Annotated in this window: 11 protein-coding genes and 1 riboswitch; of the genes, 4 read left to right on the forward strand and 7 right to left on the reverse strand. The window is 59.9% G+C overall.

Annotated features, from left to right (window positions below; all coding sequences use genetic code 11):
- Positions 1-263: 263 nt before the first annotated feature.
- Positions 264-1,037, forward strand: coding sequence for a slipin family protein (locus O3648_RS00760; protein WP_279740714.1), 774 nt, complete (start codon positions 264-266; stop codon positions 1,035-1,037).
- 487 nt (positions 1,038-1,524) lie between these two features.
- On the opposite strand, the gene O3648_RS00765 is transcribed toward O3648_RS00760, so the two are convergent.
- The 3 genes from O3648_RS00765 to O3648_RS00775 form a co-directional block, all read right to left on the reverse strand.
- Positions 1,525-3,225, reverse strand: a complete 1,701-nt coding sequence (locus O3648_RS00765; RefSeq protein ID WP_279740712.1) for a bifunctional hydroxymethylpyrimidine kinase/phosphomethylpyrimidine kinase — start codon at positions 3,223-3,225, stop codon at positions 1,525-1,527.
- A riboswitch (TPP riboswitch) is annotated at positions 3,217-3,374 on the reverse strand. Its footprint overlaps the gene before it by 9 nt.
- 224 nt (positions 3,375-3,598) lie before the next feature.
- Positions 3,599-5,347, reverse strand: coding sequence for an ABC transporter ATP-binding protein (locus O3648_RS00770; protein WP_279740710.1), 1,749 nt, complete (start codon positions 5,345-5,347; stop codon positions 3,599-3,601).
- Position 5,348: 1 nt separating this feature from the next.
- Positions 5,349-7,214, reverse strand: a complete 1,866-nt coding sequence (locus tag O3648_RS00775; RefSeq protein ID WP_279740709.1) for an ABC transporter ATP-binding protein — start codon at positions 7,212-7,214, stop codon at positions 5,349-5,351.
- A gap of 433 nt (positions 7,215-7,647) precedes the next feature.
- Here O3648_RS00775 and O3648_RS00780 point away from each other — a divergent pair, with 433 nt between their 5' ends.
- Complete coding sequence (locus O3648_RS00780) at positions 7,648-10,248, forward strand: RNA helicase (RefSeq protein ID WP_279740707.1); 2,601 nt, start codon at positions 7,648-7,650, stop codon at positions 10,246-10,248.
- A gap of 81 nt (positions 10,249-10,329) precedes the next feature.
- Positions 10,330-11,781 carry an alpha/beta fold hydrolase gene (locus O3648_RS00785; protein ID WP_371567824.1) on the forward strand — a complete coding sequence of 484 codons (1,452 nt, stop codon included), beginning with the start codon at positions 10,330-10,332 and terminating at the stop codon, positions 11,779-11,781.
- A gap of 95 nt (positions 11,782-11,876) precedes the next feature.
- Here the strand turns inward: O3648_RS00785 and O3648_RS00790 are convergent, their stop codons facing one another.
- Positions 11,877-13,079 carry a TerC family protein gene (locus O3648_RS00790; protein WP_279755034.1) on the reverse strand — a complete coding sequence of 401 codons (1,203 nt, stop codon included), beginning with the start codon at positions 13,077-13,079 and terminating at the stop codon, positions 11,877-11,879.
- 324 nt (positions 13,080-13,403) lie between these two features.
- On the reverse strand, positions 13,404-14,006 hold the full coding sequence (locus O3648_RS00795) for an NAD(P)-dependent oxidoreductase (RefSeq protein ID WP_279755035.1): 603 nt from the start codon (positions 14,004-14,006) through the stop codon (positions 13,404-13,406).
- A 189-nt stretch (positions 14,007-14,195) separates the two neighbouring features.
- Here O3648_RS00795 and O3648_RS00800 point away from each other — a divergent pair, with 189 nt between their 5' ends.
- Positions 14,196-14,639 (forward strand): winged helix-turn-helix transcriptional regulator, encoded by a 444-nt coding sequence (locus tag O3648_RS00800; protein WP_371567828.1) that lies wholly within the window; start codon positions 14,196-14,198, stop codon positions 14,637-14,639.
- Positions 14,640-14,792: 153 nt separating this feature from the next.
- Here O3648_RS00800 and O3648_RS00805 read toward each other — a convergent pair whose 3' ends face one another.
- Positions 14,793-15,323, reverse strand: coding sequence for a hypothetical protein (locus O3648_RS00805; protein ID WP_279755036.1), 531 nt, complete (start codon positions 15,321-15,323; stop codon positions 14,793-14,795).
- 121 nt (positions 15,324-15,444) lie between these two features.
- Positions 15,445-16,034 (reverse strand): UvrB/UvrC motif-containing protein (locus O3648_RS00810; protein ID WP_371567831.1); only part of this gene is annotated, 590 nt, incomplete at its 5' end.

Consider the following 16,034-nt stretch of genomic DNA (forward strand, 5'->3'; position numbering starts at 1 on the left):
CCGGCGGCTGACCGGTCGGTTGGGTCCGTCTGTTAGCTTCGGTGGCTACCCTGTGTGGATTTCTCTTTCATTTCTCTTTTGCATTTTCCACGCAGGGTGCCGCTAAAGCGCCGACCCGCCGCGACGTACGCCGGGACGGAAAATTCCCCTTCCCAAACTCCTCCATATGTCCGATACCGGGCATCCCCTACTACCTGCACCGTACGGGGCGCGGGCAGGTAGGCACACATACCATCCTCCCCCAATACTTGTGAAGGAAAACCATGGATCCCGTCACTTTGGCAACTATCCTCATCCCAGTTGCCGTTATTGTTCTTTTTATTCTGATTCGTATGTTCCGCGTCATCCCCGAATACGAGCGTGGCATCTCCTTCCGCTTCGGCCACCTGCGCTCAGAGCTGAAGCCCGGCCTGAACGTCGTCTTCCCCTTTGTTGATTCTCTGCAACGCGTTGACATGCGTGTTATCACCCTGACCATTCCCCCGCAGGAAGTCATCACCAAGGACAACGTCCCTGCCCGCGTGAACGCCGTGGTCCTCTTCCGCGTGACTAACGCTAAGAATGCTGTGCTTGAGGTTGAGAACTACCCGATTGCCACCAGCCAGATTGCGCAGACCACTCTGCGTTCCCTGCTTGGTCGCGTTGACCTAGACACCTTGCTCGCGCACCGCGAGGACCTGAACGAGGATCTGCGTTCCATCATTGGTTCGCGTACCGAGCCGTGGGGTATTCAGGTGGAGCTCGTCGAGATTAAGGACGTTGAGATTCCTGAGGCTATGCAGCGCGCCATGGCTCGTGAGGCTGAGGCTGAGCGTGAGCGCCGCGCAAAGATCATTTCGGCCCGCGGTGAGCTGGAGGCTTCGAGCGAGCTGAAGGAAGCATCCGACATTCTGAGCCAGTCCCCCGCCTCCCTGCAGCTGCGTTACCTGCAGACCCTGCTGGAGCTGGGTGCCGACCAGAACTCGACCGTGGTATTCCCGCTGCCCATGGACGTGATTGGCCCGCTCATGGGTGCGCTCAAGGGTGAGAGCAAGTAGGCGCTTCTCCCCCGAATTGCAAGCCGCAGCGGCAGATTCGCAGCGGTGAGAAACATAGAAATATCCCGTGCAGGTGAGAGTATCTGCACGGGATATTTCTATGCGGGATTTATACGCGAAACGCTTTCAAACGGAGCCCGAGAAGAAAACCCGGGAAGGAAGGCGTTTGGCCCGCCGCGGGGGTTGGATGAGGTGGTTGCGGCGGGCCAAACTTTCCTAGGTCGGCTACACACCGTAGAGGTGCGGGCGCGGCAGGTACATCAGCCAGTTGGGTGAGGGCCGGAATCCTACCGTAAACGGTTTTCACCGACGCCTTAAGCATAACCGGCACAACCGCCGAACCGGCGGCAGTCTGAGTGAAGCATCAATCACCCATCTCGCACCATGCTGAGGCAGTATTCAGCCAAAAAACCGGCACCTAAAAGCATCGGTACCTAAAGCACCTACGAGCTGGCTCCGGTGCTACCCTAGCGCAGCGCCCGGCAAACTAACGCAATGCTCGGTGCGCCTGATCAAAGAACTCACGCTCGTACACGCACGCCGACAGGTACGCCCGCGCCGCACGCACACGCTGAGCCGGTGAAGCCGCCTCAAACGCACGCTCTACCTCCGCGAGGCTACGGGCCACATCCGCGGCAAAATCCTCACCACCGTACATGCTCAACCACTCCGCGTACGGGTGGTCCGCGTGATTCTGTGAGGAGAGCACAGCGCCCACCTCTTCGTACAGCCAGTAGCAGGGCAGAATCGCCGCGGCACCGACCACGTAATCATCACCGGCAGCAGAGGCACGCAGGAAATTCGTGTACCCCATCGTAATCGGCGAGGCGCCACCGAGACGCGCACGGTTCGCCAACCAGCCCTCGTGCAGCTGCGATTCGGCAGCAATCGCCTCGTGCGCACCGGCTGCCCAGTGCACCTGCGCCGCAGCGGTATCAGCACGCGCCGAGAGAGTCGCGAGCGCACGCGAATAATCACGCAGGTAGAGGGCGTCCTGGTCCAGGTAGAAGGCGAACAGGTCCTCGTCGAGGGTGCCTTCACCGAGGGCACGCACGAAGGGCAGGTCCAGAATCTGGTGCCAGGTTTCGCCACCGGCTGCCCAGAGGGCGGCGGTCCACGGACCGGCGGGCTTTACGACGGCTTTACCAGCGGGCACAGGGCTGACCGGCAGCAGACGCTCCGGGCTGGTGCCGTCAAGAGTATTGCCCTCAGAGTCGGTGGTGGCGAGCAGGTGATGCCACGGGTACGAGGAAGCGGCAGCCTCCAGACGGCGGGCACGAGCGGCGTGATCCACCGGGCCGTGGCCCTCACCGGAGCCAACCTGCAATCCGGCACCTGCGGCGATGGATTCGTGGAGCCAGCGGGTGCTCCACTGCAGGGCGCGGTGGGTGTCTTCGCTGGTCAGCTGCTGGTCTGCAGCGTGCTCTGCGGCTTCGGTATGCTGTAGCAGTTCCACGCCCAGGCGGGTTGCCAGCGAGGAGGACAGGGAGCATCCGGTGCCGTGCGTATTGCGGCTTTCCAGGCGCGGGGTACGCACATGCGCACAGGTGCCATCCGGGAAGACCGCGGTGTTACCGGCGTCCTCACCGTGCAGGTGGCCACCCTTCACAATCACGGTGGTTCCGGTATCCGCCGCAAGGTTCGCCGCCTGCTCATGAGCCTCATCAAACGTCTGGGCGGGCTCTTTCTGACAGAGCACGGCAAGCTCCGGAACGTTCGGGGTAATCACATCTACGAGCGGCACGAGGTCGCGCAGCGCTTGCTCCGCTTCCGCCTGCAACAGGCGGTCACCGCTAGAAGCAATCATGACCGGGTCGAGCACGACCACGGGCACGGGGTGCTCACTCAGCCAGGTGCGGACTGTGCGAATCGTATCTGCGTCCCCGAGCATGCCGATTTTCACGGCGTCAACGGTGACGTCATCAAAAACAGCGGCAAGCTGCGCGGTCAAAAATTCCAGGGGCGGGGTGAATACTTCGCGCACTCCGCAGGTGTTCTGGGCGACCAGTGAGGTGGTCACGCACATGCCGTAACCGCCGGAAGCGGTAATGGACTTGAGGTCCGCCTGAATGCCTGCACCGCCGGAGGGGTCGGTTCCCGCGATGGAGAGGACCCTCGGCACGTTGAGGGTTCCAACGGCGGTGTTCGTGGCGGGTGTGCTGGTGCGCACGGTAGGCTGCTCTGCCATTATCGATAATCCCTTCGCTAGTTCGAACTAGAGCAGGTTCAATGGGTGATTCTCTCAGCCTTGAGAAGCATGTACTTCACCGGGTGCACCTATCAGAAGACTTTGTGCTGGTGAAGGGGCATGGCGTCAAGGCACCCCATATCGCTCTGCCAGGTTATCACAATGATTCTCACTAGCTGAAAGTTTTGTGGGTGACAAGTGATTCTCTCCGAAATTTTCGTTTAAGCATTGCGGTACTGCACCACCACTCCAGCTCAGTTTTTCCAGCGCAGGTTTCAGCACACACCCCACCCAGAACTCGCCCATTAAAAGACAGTGCCCGGTACCGCTTTAGACAGTACCGGGCGCTATCAGACGGGCATACCTGCCGGGCTTAGGTCAGGGCGAAAATCTCTGCCGGGGAGCCCTCCGCAATGATCCTGCCCTCGTGCAACAGGACCGCACGGTCAGCCAGTGAGGCGATACGCGCATCGTGCGAAATGATTAGCACCGCACGGTTCGCCAGCACGGCACTCAGGGACTCAGTTGCGTCCGCGAGCTCCAGCTGGGTGGTGGACTCATCCAGAATCACGGCGTGCGGGTCAGCAAGCACGATACGTGCCAGTGCCAGCTGTTGAATCTGGTCGCGGGTCAGAGGCGAATCCGCGCCGCTGACGACGGTGTCCATGCCCTGCGGCAGGTCGCGCCACCAGCGGGCACCGATAGCGTCCAGTACCTCGCGCATCTGCTCGACGGTTGCATCCGGCACGACCACCGTAAAGTTATCGGCGAGAGTACCGAAGAAGACGTGTGCTTCCTGGGTGCAGACCAGCAGACGCGGGCGGCCGTCGGTGGCGGCATCGGTCGGGAAGTCGCCGTGACCCACCGGGCGACCCATCACGTTAATGGTGCCGTCCAAGGCGGTCAGCGAACCACCAATCAGACGAGCCAGGGTGGTCTTGCCCGAGCCGGATCGACCCACCAAGGCGAGCGCTTCGCCGCGGCGAATCTTCAGGTTGATGCCTTCCAGAACGAGAGCGTCCGGCGAGTAGCCGTACGAGACGTGGGAGCAGTCAACGGCATACTCCGGGTTCTTCACGGCTTCATCAGACACGGCGGCGAACGCTTCGGCGCGGTGCTGTGCACGCTCCTCACGCTGCTTCTTCGCCAAGGAGACCACGCCGAACACGCGGCCCATGTTCACGAGCATGATGCGCAGGTTGCTAACGTGGTGGTTCAGCATGTCGGCGAGGGTTCGCAGGCTGAAAACCATGACCGAGGCGGTCGCTACGGCACCCCAGCTTGCCCAGCCGAGAGCCACGCAGGCGGCGCCCCAGAGCATGCACAGAACCGTGGGGATCCAAGCGTTGATAGCGTCCACGGTGAAGTACAGCTGGCGGATGCGCACCATGCCCAGCTGCGCGGCGAACTGGCGCTTGTTCTCGCCGGCGAAGGCGTCCTCGCGGGCGGTGTGAACGCCCAGCTCACGGATCGTGGATGTGCCGCGAATATTCTCGGTCAGCACGCTGTTGAGGTCGCTCACGCGCTCCTGGGTGGCCTGGTTGCGTGCCGCCATGAGCGGTAGCATCTTCGACATAATGAGCGCCAGACCGGCAATCATGGGCAGCATGATCAGGCCCATTGCTGGGCTCACAAACGCCAGAGAGATCGTGGAAACCAGGAAGTACAGAATCACGTAGATTGCACCGAGAAGGTCTGTGCTGACAGCGTTTGCTGCCGAGGACAGGTCGTCGGTCACGCGGGTGAGCAGGTCGCCGCTACCGGCTTCTTCCACGGTGCGTGCGTCCAGATCGAGGGTGCCGTCGAGGGTGTCCTGGTTGGCGTCACGGGTGACGAGTGCACCTAGTCGGGCCGCACTGTACGAGGAGACCATGAGGGTTATCGCCTGCACGATGAACGCCGCCAGGATAATCAGAATCGGCTGCCACGGGTAGCTGGAGAACTTGCCCGCCACCACGTCGTCCACAGTGGCACCAATCTGCAGGGGCACCACCGCACCCATGAGGGTGCTGACCATGTAGATGACGAAGGTGTAGAGGGCCCGCCCCTTATGCACTGCGAGGTAGTTCCACATGCGGCGTGCCACATAAGCGGGGGTTTCGATGGGGAGCTGCTTTGCCATGCTAGTTCACCTCCTGATTCTGAGTGGTTTCCGGGTAGCCGTCGCGTTCCATGCGGCGGGTCGTCTCCGCGGTCGTGGAGACAACGTAGACCTGCTCCAAATCCTGTAGCAGGCCGGGATAACCGACGGGCAGGCGGTCGCTACCGATTTGGGTTTCCATCGCATCGTAGATGTAGCGCTGGCTGGGTTCGTCCACGGAGTTCAGCGGCTCAGTCAGGATGAGCACCTGCGCATCCTGTGCGAGCGCACGGGCGAGTGCCAGACGCTGACGCTGACCACCGGAGAGGTTCGCGCCTTCACTGGTGATGCGGGCGGCGAAGTAGTCTTCGGGGTTGCGTCCGCCCAGTCGGTAGGCGATTTCGCGGGAGTCGGTAATCTTCAGCAGCTCCTGGTCCTTTGCCTGTGCCAGCTCCTCGTCGGGGTTCGGCACGGTGCCCAGGCGCAGGTGCTCCTGCAGGGTTCCGGCGAAAATCATGGGGTTCGGCTCGCTCAGCAGCACGCGGCGGCCGGTAGCGTCCTTGAGGTCCTCTCCCCCACGTCGCAGGGTGCGGGCAAGCGCCTCGGCGTAGTCTTGCGCGGTGAGGTTGTAGTCGCGCGGGTTGACGTACACGATGCGCGGGTTGCTAGCGCCGGTGGGAGCGACGGGTACGGACACCTCAAAGGTGCTCGCCTCGACTGCCTGTACGGCGCGTGCCAGCTGCGCCATTTCTTCATCGGTGCGCGGGCTCTTCAGCACGCCCTGGCGTACGCCCGCGTGACCTTCGAGGCGGGCGACCTTGGCGAGCGCAATCTTGGCGTATCGCCATGCGGTGAGGAAGTTCTGGGTAATCCAGATGGGGCCGCCCATCATCGCGATAATGGAGGCGACGGTCACCAGGGACGCAGCGGGCGTGTCGGAGACCCAGCGGCCGTTTTCGACGTGGCCGGTGAGGGCGAAGCCGATGCCGAGCAGGGTGACGGCACCGCCGAGCAGTGCGCGGATGAGGTACATCCAGCGGTGCGTCTTTTCGTAGCGCATGTAGCTGTCGAAGACTTCGGCGGTGCCGCGGTGGTAGCGTTCACGTATCTGTTCTTCGGCGCCGAGGCCGGCGATGGTGCGCAGACCGGTGGCGATGTCGGAGGCGCGTGAGGAGGCTTCGCCGTCCTTTTCGCGGTATTCGCCAATCTTGGATTCGAGGAAGGTCGAGTACCAGGCGATGACGACGACCACAATGAGCGTGCCGATAAGGGTGACGACCGCAGTGACGGGGTTGATGAGCCAGAGCTGCACGGCACCGAGGGTCGCGATGATCATGGCGTTAACGAATAGCGGCAGTGAGAAGTAGACGTCCGTAATGCGGCGTACATCTTTGTTCATGACCGTGACCGCTTCGCCGGAGTCTACGCTGGCTCGGGTTTTGCCCATGAGCCGGTTGATGTAGATGCGCCAATCGCGGCCGAGTTCTGCACTGAGGGTCATGGAGGTACCCCAGCCGAAGAACTCGTTAATCACGATGAAGGTGATGGATGCGACAACTACCCAGAACATGGGCCAGGCGTCGGTGGCTTTTCCTGCGATGTACTGGTTGATGAATTGACCTACCATGACGGGAATCAGGATTGCGCCGATACCTGCGGTAGCTTCACCCACGATGGGGATTGCCCAGCGGTGCCAGGGGTATTTGTGTCCGGGCGCAGTGACACGCAGGGCGAGGCGCTTTTTGAGGGCTTCCTCTTCGGCCTTGCGCAGTTCGCTGCCGGTTATTTCCTGTGCAGATTTTTTCTGAGCGGCTTTTTCCTGCGTAGTTTTGTTATGCATGGATTCTTCATGCGTAGATTCTTCACGCGCAACGTTTTCTTGTGCCTTGTCATCATTGCATTCAGTCATTCAACGTTTCTCCTTTCTCTTACCCTATTCCTTTATCAATGTGGCACGCAACACTAAGAGTGTATTAGGTGGGGTGTGTCGTTATTTATGCAACGTATTTTGGGGCGTGTATCAACCGCACGGTATGAGCCGGCGTCAATCGGAGGACTTGAACCTAGGTGGCAATTTATACGACATGGAGGTCTGTGTTTTCGACCTTCTAAGCACCAAGTTTTTGCACCACTGCACTTTTAGTGCTTTGTTCTACACTACACGAATTTTGGGAATTCCCGCTTTAGCGCGGCACCGCACCTCCGGAACGCTCCGCAAAGGAACCGCAACCACCCTGCAAAGATGCAGCGAACACCCCGCAAACACTCCGCGAGTACCCGTTTGTTCCCTCGTAACGATAACGCCCCCGCACCCGCGCTATTCCCGATAGACTGGAATCCTCATGAGTATTTTGAATTTTCTTTCTCCCACGCTGGGTGAGAATCCCGGCGACTACAATCGACGCGATTTTAAGAGCAACCCCCTCACCGCCGAAGAAATCTATGAATCCTTCACCGAGTGGATTTCGACCCGGGGCATGACCCTGTACACCGCCCAGGACGAGGCTGTTCTGAGCATTGCCGCCGGACATAACGTGGTGCTGGCAACCCCGACCGGTTCGGGTAAGTCCACTGTGGCTGTTGCCGCGCATTTTACGGGCCTGGCAACCGGTCAGCGCTCCTACTATACCGCCCCCATTAAGGCGCTGGTGTCTGAGAAGTTCTTTGATCTGATCAATATTTTTGGTGCCGAGAACGTGGGCATGATTACCGGCGACTCCGCCATTAATACGGAGGCGCCCATTATCTGCTGCACCGCGGAGATTCTCGCCAATATTGCCCTGCGCGAGGGTAAGGATGCGGACCTCTGCCAGGTCATTATGGACGAGTTCCATTTCTACTCTGACCCGCAGCGCGGCTGGGCGTGGCAGCTTCCCCTGCTGGAGCTTCCGCAGGCGCAGTTCCTGCTGATGAGCGCGACCCTGGGCGATACGACTCGCTTCCAGGAGGAGATGACGGCGCTGACCGGTCGTGAGAGTGACCTGGTGGCGCATTCTGAGCGTCCTATTCCGTTGCATTTCTACTACTCCACCACCCCGGTTCAGGAGACGGTGCAGGAGCTCGTGCAGACCAAGCAGACTCCGGTCTATATTGTGCATTTCTCGCAGAAGGCGGCGCTGGAGCAGGCGAATGCGCTGCTGTCGGTGGCTATTGCCTCGAAGGAAGATAAGGAACGCATCGCGGAGCTGATTGCGAAGTTCCGTTTCGGTCCGGGCTTTGGTAAGGCACTGAATAAGCTGGTGCGTGCCGGTATCGGTATTCACCACGCGGGTATGCTACCCAAGTACCGCCGCCTGGTGGAGCAACTGGCTCAGGAGGGCCTGCTCAAGGTGATTTGCGGTACCGACACCCTGGGTGTGGGTATTAACGTTCCCATCCGTACCGTGCTGATTACGGCGCTGTCGAAGTTTGATGGTGCCCGCAGCCGTCGTCTGCGCGCCCGCGAGTTCCACCAGATTGCTGGACGCGCCGGCCGCGCCGGTTTTGATACCGCCGGCACCGTGGTGGTTCAGGCACCCGAGCACGATATTGAGAATGCTCGCCTGCTGGCTAAGGCTCAGGCGAAGTTCGGTGACGACACTAAGCGCATTAACCAGTCACTGTCCTCCAAGCGTAAGAAGGCACCGGAAGGCTTCGTTGGCTGGTCCGAGAAGACTTTTGACCAGCTGGTAGAAGCCGCCCCGGAGCCGCTAACCTCTTCCTTCGACATCACCCACTCGATGCTGCTGAACCTGATGCACCGCCCGGAGAACCCGGTCGTTGCCGCGTACCGCATCATCCAGCAGAACCACGAGAGCCCTGCGCGCCGCCGCGAGCTGCTGCGCAAGGCAATCGGTATCTACAAGGAGCTGCTGACCGGCGGCGTGATTGAGCGAACCAACACCCCGGACGAGCACGGCTCCTACCTGCGCCTGACCGAGGATTTGCAGGATAACTTTGCCCTGAACCAGCCGCTGTCCGCTTTTGCGGTCGCCGCACTGGAACTGCTCGACCCCGAATCCCCCAGCTACGCGCTGGACGCGCTCTCCCTCATCGAGGCGACCCTGGAATCGCCGAACCAGGTGCTGTACGCGCAGGAACGCAAGGCAAAGAACGAGCTGTCGGCACAGCTGAAGGCGGACGGTGTGGACTACACCGAACGCATGAACGAGCTGGACAAGGTCACCTACCCGCAGCCTCTGGCGGAGCTCATTGAGCAGGCGTACACGACCTACAAGCAGTCCGCACCGTGGGTGGCTCGTTTTGAGCCGCGGCCCAAATCGATTGTGCGTGACATGTACGAACGCGCGATGGGCTTCAATGACTTCGTGCAGTACTACTCGCTGGAACGTGCCGAGGGCGTGTTTCTGCGCTACCTCTCTGACGCGTACAAGGCGCTACGCCACACCATCCCTGATTCTGCCGTAACCGACGAGCTCGACGACATTATCGCGTGGCTCGGCGAGCTCGTGCGCCAGACCGACTCCTCCCTGGTGGATGAGTGGGAGAAGCTAGCTGCCGGCGAAGACACCGCCACCATTGCCGCCGAGCACGCCTCCATCGAGGAGGAAGAGCCTCCCGCCGTGACGAAGAACCTGCGCGCCTTCCGTGTGATGGTGCGCAATGCCCTGTTCCGCAGAGTGGAGCTCTTCGCTGAGGAGCGTGACCGCGCCCTGGGCGCCCTGGACGAGTGGTGCGGCTGGGATGCCGACCGCTGGGCGGACGCTATGGACGACTACTTCGACGTCTACGACGACATCTACACGGACGCCGATGCGCGCTCGCCTCGCCTGGTCAGCATGGATGAGGACACCGCCGCGCATCCGGGCGTGTGGAAGGTTCAGCAGAGCTTCGCCGATCCCGAAGACAACTTTGACTTCGGTATTCGTGCCGAGGTTGATTTGGTTGCCTCCGATGAGGCTGGGTACCCGGTATTGAAGATTCTGAGCGTGGGCGAGTTCTAAGACTCCGAATGAAACTCCGTCCGAGGCTCAGCCACGATGTTGCCCGTAGTGGGCTAGAATACAGAGTATCTATCTATTTGAATGAAAGAAGGTTCACCGTTGACCGTTTCTTCGCTTCCCAAGGTTGAGTACCGCAAGGGTTCGGTCGTCAAGCACGACGGCTACGAGATTACCGACCACTGGTTCCAGGTTCCCCTGACCCACGGTCTGATTTTTTCCAAGGGCAAGGATGCCGCTCTCTCCTCCCGTTTCGCGGACCAGACCATCACCGTGTTCGCCCGCGAGGTCGTGAGCACCAACGAGACTCTGACCGTTTCGGCTGATAAGCGTCCTTACATTGTGTACCTGCAGGGCGGCCCCGGTTTCGGTTCGCCGAAGACCGGCTCCATTGGCGGCTGGATTGCTGAGCTGGCGAAGACTCACCGCGTGATTCTTCTGGATCAGCGCGGTACCGGCATGTCTTCCCCGCTGTCTGCTCGCAACATCACCGCTGTGGGTGACCCGCAGGTTCAGGCTGAGTACACGGAGCTGTTCCGGGCGGATTCCATCATTGCTGACGCTGAGGCTGTCCGCGAGGTGCTGCTCGCTAACCGTGCAGACAAGCGCTGGTCCACCATTGGTCAGTCTTTCGGTGGCTTCCTGACTCTGTCCTACCTGTCGTTCGCACCTCAGTCGCTGCGTGACTGCCGCATCACTGCGGGTCTGGCACCGATTCGTACCTCGGTGGATAACGTCTACCAGCACACCTTCGACCGAATGAAGGAACGTGTTGAGGAGTACTACAGCTGGTTCCCCGAGGATGCTGAGCTCGCCACCCGCATCGCTGAGCACCTACGCACCCACAAGGAGTACCTGCCCACCGGTGAGCGTCTGACCGATCACCGCTTCCAGATGGCTGGCCACTTCCTGGGTGGCCGCTGGCGTGAGCGCGGTCTGCACTACTTCCTGGAGACCGCTTTCGCCGAGGGTAACGACCACCTCTCCGATCAGTTCCTGACCGCTATGGGTGCCGAGGTAACCTTCCAGGCGAACCCGCTGTACGCCCTGATGCACGAGACCATTTACGCTGACGGCCCCGCTGACGGCGTTCTGCCCGGCATTCCCGGCTACGAGCTGTCCCCCTCCCCCGCACCGACCAACTGGTCTGCTGCTCGCGTGGCGGCTTCCCGCCCCGAGTTCGCACCGGATGCAGATCGTCTGCTCTTCACCGGCGAGCACATCTTCCCCTGGTACTACGAGGAGGATCCCTCGCTGCGTCCGCTGGCTGAGGTTGCTAACCTGCTGGCTGAGAAGAAGGACTGGGGTCGCCTGTACGACCACGCACAGCTGCATAAGAACGAGGTTCCCGTAGTGGCTGCGGCGTACAACCCGGACGTGTACGTGGACTTTGAGCACTCCATGGAGACCGCTCGCTGGGTCGGTAACACTCAGGTGTGGACCTCGAAGACCCACCACCACGACGGTTTCGGTTCTGACTCTCTGACCATTCTGGGTCACCTGAAGAACATGCTGGCTGAGGTGCACAACCAGTAAAACTTTCAAGATAGCGAAAGCCCCTCACCCCGGTTAATCCGGTGTGAGGGGCTTTCGTGTGAGCGCTTAGCCTGGTGAGGCTACAGGCTCAGTAACTACTTGGAGGAAGAGTGCGCATCCTGTGCGGTGCGGGCACGCATCACGAGGGTGTGGTATTCGTCTTCCTTCTCGATCAGCTCTTCACGCAGCTTGGCGGGAATGGCGTTGAGCTTCTCGGTTTCCTGTTGCCAGCGGACGGTGATGTCTGCACGCTCGGCGGCGGGTGCGTCCTCGGGCAGTGCCAGGTACTTCTCGGAGAGCGCCTGAACACGCTGGATGGTCTGCAGTGCGCGGCCCTTGGGACTGAGCAGCGAAGCAAGCACGGTAATGATTAGAACGCCCACAATGACCATCAGCGACATTTCGGTGCTGATTTCGACCACGTGCACGGGCTCGCCGTGGTTAATGAACGGCAGGTTGTTCTCGTGCATTGCGTGCAGGATGAGCTTCGCACCAATGAACGCGAGGATGGTCGCCAGGCCGTAGGAGAGGTAGATGAGGCGGTCCAGCAGACCGTCAATAAGGAAGTACAGCTGGCGCAGACCCATAAGTGAGAATGCGGTCGCAGTAAACACAATGTAGACCGACTGGGTGAGGCCGAAGATCGCGGGGATCGAGTCGAGTGCGAAGAGCAGGTCGGAACCGGCGATAGCGACCATGACGAGCATCATGGGGGTCATGACACGCTTGCCGTTTTCGATGGTGAAGAGCTTGTCGCCGTCGAAGTGGTCGCTGGTCTTCAGGTACTTCTTGGCGAGGCGGACCATAATGTTGTCTGCTTCGTCGTCACCGTCGCCGTCGGTGATTTCATCCTTGAGCAGGTTACCTGCGGTCATGAGCAGGATCAGGCCGAAGATGTAAAACACCCAGGCGAAGGAGTTGATGATTGCTGCGCCGGCAAAGATGAAGGAGCCACGCGCCAGGATCGCAAAGACGATACCGAAGAGCAGGACCTTCTGCTGATTCTCACGGGTGACACGGAAGGTGCCCATAATGATCATGAAGACGAAGAGGTTATCGACCGAGAGAGCTTCTTCGGTGATGTAGCCTGCGTAGAATTCGGTAGCTGCGGAGGGGCCGTTCGTCACGAAAATGTACAGACCAAACAGCAGCGCGATGCTGATGTAAATACTCGACCAGATGGCCGCTTCCTTGACGGTGGGTTCGTGCGCCTTACGGACGTGGAACACGAAGTCGAAGGCCAATAGACCCGCGATGATGAGAATAGTAACCAACCATTGCAACCCGGTAACTTCCATGGGGAGCCTTTCTTGTGGTGTGCGTACAGGACCACAAGTCTCTCCCGCCGACCTGAATGGAGGTCGGCTCGATTCACCGGTTAGACGCCTTCGGCTAACGTGCTGACGATGAGTCGATTGGTGGGATACTCCCTTGCTCGGTGAACGATTATACAGCAGGTTGGGGTTTTTACGCAGGAGCCCCTCCGGGAGAACTTTCAGGAGCGAGATGTACCGAAACGCCGCATCCGGCAGGGGTGACCTGACGGATGCGGCGTTTCGGGTGATGAATAAGCACTGCCTAGTTGGGGGTCTAGCTGGCGACGCTATGAGTTGGCGCTGTTACTAGTTGGCAACGGTGAAGCGGCGGCCCGCGTGCTTAGGCTCTTCTACCTCATCAATCAGGGCGACAGCAAAATCCTCGGCGCTAACGAACTCGCCTGCGGGGGTGTCCAGTGTGGTGTTGTACTTGCCGGTGCGCTCACCCGGTGCGATTTCAAACGCCGGGGAGAGCATGGTCCAGTTCAGACCCTCGGATGCGCGGTAATCGTCGAGAATCTGCGCGAACGCCTTCGCCTCGGGCTTGTACTCTTCCGGGAAGCCTTCGCTATCAACGAAACGGTTGCCGTTGCCGTCCTCAAGGGAGCCAGCACCACCGACGACCAGCAGTCGACCGGTAGGTGCTGCCGCGATTAGCGCACGGTGTGCGTCGATGACCGGCTGCGCGGAGGTGCCGCGACCGCCCGGAACGGCGACGATGGTGACGTCGTGGTTGTTGACGATGTCGACCAGTGCCGCGGTATCTGTAAGGTCGATGCTGTGGGCGGTGGTGCCTTCGGGTGCCTTGCCGGAGCGGGTGTATGCATCGACCTGGTGGCCGCGGGAGATTGCTTCTGCTGCGGTGCGTGCGCCGACCATGCCGGTTGCGCCGATGATTGCGATGTTCATGAGGGGTTCTTTTCGGGTAGGTCTTCTGTAGTTTTTCTTGCGGTGTTCCGCGTAATGGTTTTATAGTATCTATTAGAAACCAGGTACCTCAAGGTAACTATTGGAGATGCGTAGAAAATATTTAAAAATATTTTTCGCCCCCTCTCCACCCCTAAAACAGCCCCTTGGCAGATTGAAAAGACAGCAGCTATGACCACCCCGCTCACCTCCCCCACACACGAAACTGCAGTAAGCACCTGCACCCAGCAGGACGACCTGCGCGCCAATATTCTCACCAGCGCCTGCCCCTCCCGCACCGTGATGCGCCACCTCACCGACCGGTGGACCCCGCTCATTGTTGCGGTGCTCTCCGAACAGCCCGTCGCCCGCTTCGGCGAACTCAAGGTAAGTATTCAGGGTGTCTCCCCCAAGGTCCTCACCCAGACCCTGCGCTCCATGGAACGTGACGGCCTGGTAGAACGTCGGGTCACCGCATCCATTCCGCCGCGCGTGGACTACGAACTGACCACGCTCGGTATGACCCTCATTGAGCCGATGTCCGCCCTGCGCCACTGGGCGCAGGACAATATGCAGGCGGTACTCGAAGCCCGCGAGCGCTACGACGCCACCGCACTAGAGAACGGCGACGTGTAAAAGGCGCAACGTAAAAAGTACAGCATAGAGCGGCATAGTATATAAAAACGCAGTGTAGAGAGGCACCGCACAGCTCAATACCGTACAGCAACCCCATATCAAAGTAACCCTCCCCGTGAACTATTACGGGGAAGGCTACTTCTATATTTCATTCTATGAGGAGACCATGTTGAAGGTCGGCGGGGTGAAAGCAATCGGGTTTACCTGCTTGTTGGTATCCACTGTGCCGTTCTCATGAATCATCGGGACGGTAATAACCACCTCAAACTGGTACATGCCTTCCATGAGCTTATCGCCACACAGCGCAAAACGCGCAGAGATGTCCGTCGCTTGATCATTCATGCTCGATGCAAACGGAATGACCTGACCCCGAACGGTCTGAGTCTTGCCGTTGCGGGTCATGACGGCCGCCTTACCGGTCGGGTCAGTGGTGAAGATCTGACGGTCAATGATTTCACCATGGGTAAAGTCTGGCCCCTGAACCGCCTTGCAATCATCAGCCGAAACAGCGAATACGGGCACCGCCGTGGAGTCAGCAATAGCGGGCACAGCCCAGAGTGCGCCGCGGGTGAGGTTGCGGCGGGTAACAAAACGAGCTCCCGTAGTGTGTGCGTCTGGAGATTGATTCACAGTAGTCGCAGATTTTTCTTCGTCGTTCAGAAACATCAAGGTGTTATTTGACACGTAAAATACCTTGATAGTCTACATCATGTATCTGCACCCAGTGGAAGTTCATGAACGATAAGTTACCTCATGGCGAAAAACCCAAGTCGGGACCCTAAACACCGGGCTTAGAACACCGGGTTTAGGCGTGGCCTGCCTCCTTCATCAGGCGCAACTCCTTCTTCAAATCGGCAAGCTCATCACGCAGACGTGCCGCCAACTCAAACTGCAGGTTCTCTGCCGCCACGCGCATCTGCTCGCTCATCTGCTCAATCAAATCCAGCAGATCTTCGGCAGGTGCCGCCGCCAGGCCGTCGGCACGAACACGCGCCTCCGCACGGGCGAGAAGCTCCTCCGACTCCGGGGTGCTCGTGGCAATCTTCGACGAGGTCGCAGAACCGGTCTTCACACCCGCACTCACCGTCCGGGCACCCTTCTTACCGCTCTTCCGCAACTGCAGAAGCTCGCGGGTATCCTCTTCCTCGCGGGCGAGAACATCCGTAATATCGGCAATCTTCTTCCGCAGAGGCTGCGGGTCAATACCGTGCTCACGGTTGTACGACTGCTGAATTTCGCGGCGGCGGTTCGTCTCATCAATCGCCACGCGCATCGAATCCGTCATCTTATCGGCGTACATGTGCACCTGACCGGACACATTACGCGCCGCACGACCAATGGTCTGAATCAGCGACGTGGTCGAACGCAGGAAGCCTTCCTTATCGGCATCCAGAA

The organism is Rothia sp. 27098_8_161, from assembly GCF_041432905.1.
In the GTDB taxonomy this organism is placed as follows: Bacteria; Actinomycetota; Actinomycetes; order Actinomycetales; family Micrococcaceae; genus Rothia.

Bases quoted from the DNA above. Each gene is read 5' to 3' on its own strand.
- O3648_RS00795 (WP_279755035.1), bottom strand. From the start codon at position 14,006: ATGAACATCGCAATCATCGGCGCAACCGGCATGGTCGGCGCACGCACC.
- O3648_RS00765 (WP_279740712.1), bottom strand. From the start codon at position 3,225: ATGGCAGAGCAGCCTACCGTGCGCACCAGCACACCCGCCACGAACACC.
- O3648_RS00770 (WP_279740710.1), bottom strand. From the start codon at position 5,347: ATGGCAAAGCAGCTCCCCATCGAAACCCCCGCTTATGTGGCACGCCGC.
- O3648_RS00775 (WP_279740709.1), bottom strand. From the start codon at position 7,214: ATGACTGAATGCAATGATGACAAGGCACAAGAAAACGTTGCGCGTGAA.
- O3648_RS00780 (WP_279740707.1), top strand. From the start codon at position 7,648: ATGAGTATTTTGAATTTTCTTTCTCCCACGCTGGGTGAGAATCCCGGC.
- O3648_RS00785 (WP_371567824.1), top strand. From the start codon at position 10,330: ATGAAAGAAGGTTCACCGTTGACCGTTTCTTCGCTTCCCAAGGTTGAG.
- O3648_RS00800 (WP_371567828.1), top strand. From the start codon at position 14,196: ATGACCACCCCGCTCACCTCCCCCACACACGAAACTGCAGTAAGCACC.
- O3648_RS00760 (WP_279740714.1), top strand. From the start codon at position 264: ATGGATCCCGTCACTTTGGCAACTATCCTCATCCCAGTTGCCGTTATT.
- O3648_RS00790 (WP_279755034.1), bottom strand. From the start codon at position 13,079: ATGGAAGTTACCGGGTTGCAATGGTTGGTTACTATTCTCATCATCGCG.